Here is a 4,287-nt window from a genome sequence, read left to right on the forward strand (position 1 = left end):
AGCTCGCCGCCGGAAACGGCGAGCTCGCCGTCCGGAGTGGTCGGCTCGCCTGCCCGGGCGGGCAACTCATCGCGAGGCAGCCGCATGGCCGGTCCCGGAAATCCGGGGCCGACCTGCGGCAGCACGCATATCTTCACCCGTAATGGGCAACCCCATGCACCTGAGGCGTCGAGGTGCGGGAGTGGTTCATGGAGTTGCTGGGTGTCCGGGTGCCCGGTCCGGTGTCGGCGGTGAAGGGCCTCGCCGGGGCGGTGTTGTCGCCGCTGAGCAGGCCCCGCCGCCGGGTGTGGTCCTGCCCGGGACGGCTGCACATCGAGGCCCACGGGGTGCACGGGCCGGGCGGCGAAGCGGTCGCGCAGCGCATCGAGCAGGCCGTGCAGCGCCACCCGGGCGTCGCGTGGGCCCGGGTCAACGCGCCCTCCTCCCGGGTGATCATCGGCGTCGACGACCCCGCCCCGGACAGCGACGAGCTGATCCGCGTCGTCGAGGAGGCCGAGGGCGCGCCCAACGGCGTCGGCGAAGAGATCAAAGAGGACGAGCTGCACCACCCCGCCGACGGCCTGCGCGGCACCCGCCTCCTGCCGACCCTGGCCGCCGACACCCTCGGCCTCGGTCTGTCGCTGATCACCCGGCTCGCGCCGTGGGCGCCGATCCCGACCGAGATCGCCGCGCTGCCCAACGTCGTCGACCTGCACCCGCGCCTGCGCAAGATCGCCGCCGAGCGGGCCGGCAGCAGCGAGAAGGCGGACACCGCGACCTCGGCCTTCGGCGCGTTCGCGCAGGGCCTGGCCTCCGGCGGCGAGGGCACGGTCGTCGACATCATCCAGCGCGCCGAGCAGTGGCGTGAGGCCCGCGCGCACGAACGGCTGTGGTGCCAGGCGGAGAGCCGCCTGATCCACGGCCCGGAGGACGCCGCAGCCGGACCGGTCGTCGTCGAGCGGCCGCGCGAGATCCCGGACGGCCCGGTCGAACAGTACGAGCAGCGCATCCTCAACCTCGGCGCCGCCGCGGCCGCCGTCTCGCTGCCGTTCGCGCGTCCCCGCCGGGCGATCGGCATCGGCCTGGCCGCACTGCCCAAGGCCGCCGAGGCCGGGCGCACCGCGTTCGGCGCGCGCCTCGGCCGCGTCCTGGCCACCGAGGGCGTGCTCGTCATGGACCGCGGGGTGCTGCGACACCTGGACGCCATCGACACCCTCGTCCTCGACGAGCAGGCCTTCGACACCGGGCGCATGGTCCTCAATGACCTCGTCCCCGTCGGCGACGGCGACGCCAGCGAGCTGGTCGAACGCGCCTGGCAGCTGTTCGACGCGCACACCCCCGGCAAGGTCCACGAGGACGACGGCTGGCGCCTCGGCCCGCTCGACGAGCTGGGCGTCGACCAGGGCGCGCACGAGCGCGAGCAGCTGGAGAAGCGTGGCGCCGCGGCGGTCCTCGGCCTGGTGCGGGATCAGCAGCTGACCGCCGTCATCGGGCTCGGCAGGCAGGTGCCGCCGGGCGTGGCCGCGGTGATCGCCGCCGCCCGGCGCGCGAACGTCGAGGTCGTCAGCGCCAACGGCGGGCACGCCGCGTTCGAGGCCGACCGGCTCATGCCCGGCGGTGAGCGCCTCGTCTCGACGGTGCGCGAGCTGCAGGGCGAGGGGCACGTGGTGATGCTGGTGTCCGACAACCGGCGCGCGCTCGGCGCCGCCGACTGCGGCATCGGCACCCAGCGGCCAGGCGACCCGCCGCCGTGGGGCGCGCACCTGCTGATCGGCGAGGAGATCGGCATCGCGGCGCTGGTCGTCGACGCGATAGCCGCCGCCCGCGAGGTCAACCGCGACAGCATTTGGCTGTCCCAGGGCGCGACCGGTGTCGGAGCGGTCAGCGCGCTGCAGCCGGGGCGCCGCAGCCCGGCCAACCGGGCGATGCGGGCGGTCAACCTGGGCGCGGCCGTCGCACTCACCAACGCGCACCGCCGCGCCAAGAAGCTCGCCGAGCGGGACACGAGCCTGGCCGGCGACGCCGCGCCGTGGCACCTGATGCCGGTGGACGTCGTGCTCGACCGCCTCGGCGCCGACCCGGACGGCCTGAGCGACGACGCCGCCGAGAAGCGCGCCCGCGCCCGCGGCACCGGCAGCGGCGGCCGGACGAGCCTGATGCAGGCGTTCATCAACGAGCTGTCCAACCCGCTCACCCCGGTCCTGATCGGCGGCGCCGCGTTGTCCGCGTCCGTCGGGTCGCCGGTGGACGCCGCGCTCGTCGCCGGGATCACCGGCGTGTCCGCGCTGGTCGGCAGCCTCCAGCAGGTCCACACCGAGAAGCAGCTGGCCGAGCTGCTGAGCCGGTCGGCGATCAGCACCACGGTGATCCGCGGCGGCCGGGAGCGCGTGGTCAGCGCGGACGACCTGGTGCCCGGCGACGTCGTCAAGCTGAGCTCCGGCGACGTCGTGCCCGCGGACTGCCGCCTGCTCGAAGCCGACGGCGTCGAGGCGGACGAGTCGTCGCTGACCGGCGAGTCGCTGCCGGTGGCGAAGGACCCGTCGCCGGTGATCGCCGCGGACGTCGCCGAGCGCGCGTCGATGCTGTACGAGGGCACGACGATCGCGGCCGGGGAGGCCATCGGCATCGTCGTCGCGACCGGCGCGGACACCGAGGCGGGCCGCAGCATGGCGATGGCGCGCGAGAACGCGCCGGTGACCGGGGTCGAGACCCGGCTGGCCGAGCTGACCTCGAAGTCGATGCCGCTGGCGATCGGGTCGGCCGTCGCGGTGGCCGGCGCCGGCCTGCTGCGCCGGGTGCCGCTGCGGGAAAGCCTGTCCGCCGCGGTGAACCTGGCCGTCGCGTCGGTGCCGGAGGGGTTGCCGTTCCTGGTCAGCGCCGCGCAACTGGCGGCAGCGCGGCGGCTCGCCGAGCACAACGCGCTGGTCCGCAACCCGCGCAGCATCGAGGCGCTGGGCCGCGTCGACGTGTTGTGCTTCGACAAGACCGGCACCCTGACCGAGGGGACGCTGACGGTCCACGAGGTCGACGACGGCCACAAGCGCCGCAAGATCGAGGACCTGGACGACGAGACCGAGTCGGTGCTGCTCACCGCGCTGCGGGCGACGCCGCACGCCGACGACCCGTCCGATCTGCCGCACGCGACGGACCGCGCGATCGTCGAGGGCGCGCGCCGGGTTTCCGTGCACACCGACGGCTGGGAACTGGTCGACGCGGTGCCGTTCGAGCCGTCCCGCGGCTACCACGCCTCGCTGATGCGCAACGGCGACGGACTGGTGCTGAGCGTCAAGGGCGCGCCGGAGTCCGTGCTGCCGCGCTGCGACCTGGACGAGGGCAGGCGGAAGAAGCTGGCGGGCCGGATGAAGAAGCTGGCCAAGGCCGGGCAGCGGGTGCTCGCCGTCGCCGAGTCCACTCCGGACAGTGCGACGCTCGACGAGGAGGCCGTGACGGGCTTGCGGTTCAAGGGTTTCGTCGCGATCGCCGACCCGGTGCGGGGGAGCGCGGCGGCCGCGGCGGCGGACCTGCGGGCGGCGGGCGTGCAGATCGTGATGATCACCGGCGACCACCCGGACACCGGTGAGGCGATCGCGGGCAAGGTCAGCGAGGACGGCGCCGACCTGCACGTGGTGACCGGCGCCGAGCTGGACGCGATGGACGACGAACAGCTGGCGTCCACTTTGGAGACCGTGGACGTGGTGGCGCGGTGCAGCCCGGCGCAGAAGGTCCGGATCATCAAGGCGTACCAGAAGCACGGCCACACGGTCGCGATGACCGGGGACGGCGCGAACGACGCGCCCGCGATCCGGCTCGCGGACGTCGGCATCGCGCTCGGCGGGCACGGCGCACCGGCCGCGCGGGCCGCGGCCGACCTGGTGGTGACCGACGACCGCCTGGAGACGATCATCGCGGCGCTCGTCGAGGGCAGGGCGATGTGGGCCTCGGTGCGGGAGGCGCTGGCGATCCTGCTCGGCGGGAACCTCGGCGAGATCGGGTTCAGCGTGCTCGGCGCGACGCTCACCGGCCGGTCGCCGCTCGGTGCCCGGCAGTTCCTGCTGGTCAACCTGCTGACCGACCTGGCGCCTGCGCTGGCGATCGCGTTGCGGCGGCCCGAGGACGGCTCCGACCTGCTGAGAGAGGGGCCGGAGAGCTCGCTGGGCAAGCGCTTGCAGAAGGACATCGGCGTGCGCGCCGGGGTGACGACCCTCGGCGCCACGACCCCGGGGATGGGGGGGCGGGCGACCGGCCGCCGCCCCCGGGGGGAAGGGAGAGCGGGGGGTAGGGGAAGAGTGTTAAAGGTCCGGTGTAGAT

The 4,287-nt window shown here is 74.6% G+C and carries 1 protein-coding gene; it reads left to right on the top strand.

Annotation, left to right across the window (positions count from 1 at the left end; genetic code table 11):
- Positions 1 to 188: 188 nt before the first annotated feature.
- On the top strand, positions 189 to 4,287 hold a 4,099-nt coding region (locus ABZ193_RS43340; RefSeq protein WP_354714649.1), incomplete at its 3' end, for an HAD-IC family P-type ATPase.

It is taken from the genome of Amycolatopsis sp. NPDC006125, assembly GCF_040614195.1.
Classification (GTDB): Bacteria; Actinomycetota; Actinomycetes; order Mycobacteriales; family Pseudonocardiaceae; genus Amycolatopsis_E; species Amycolatopsis_E tucumanensis.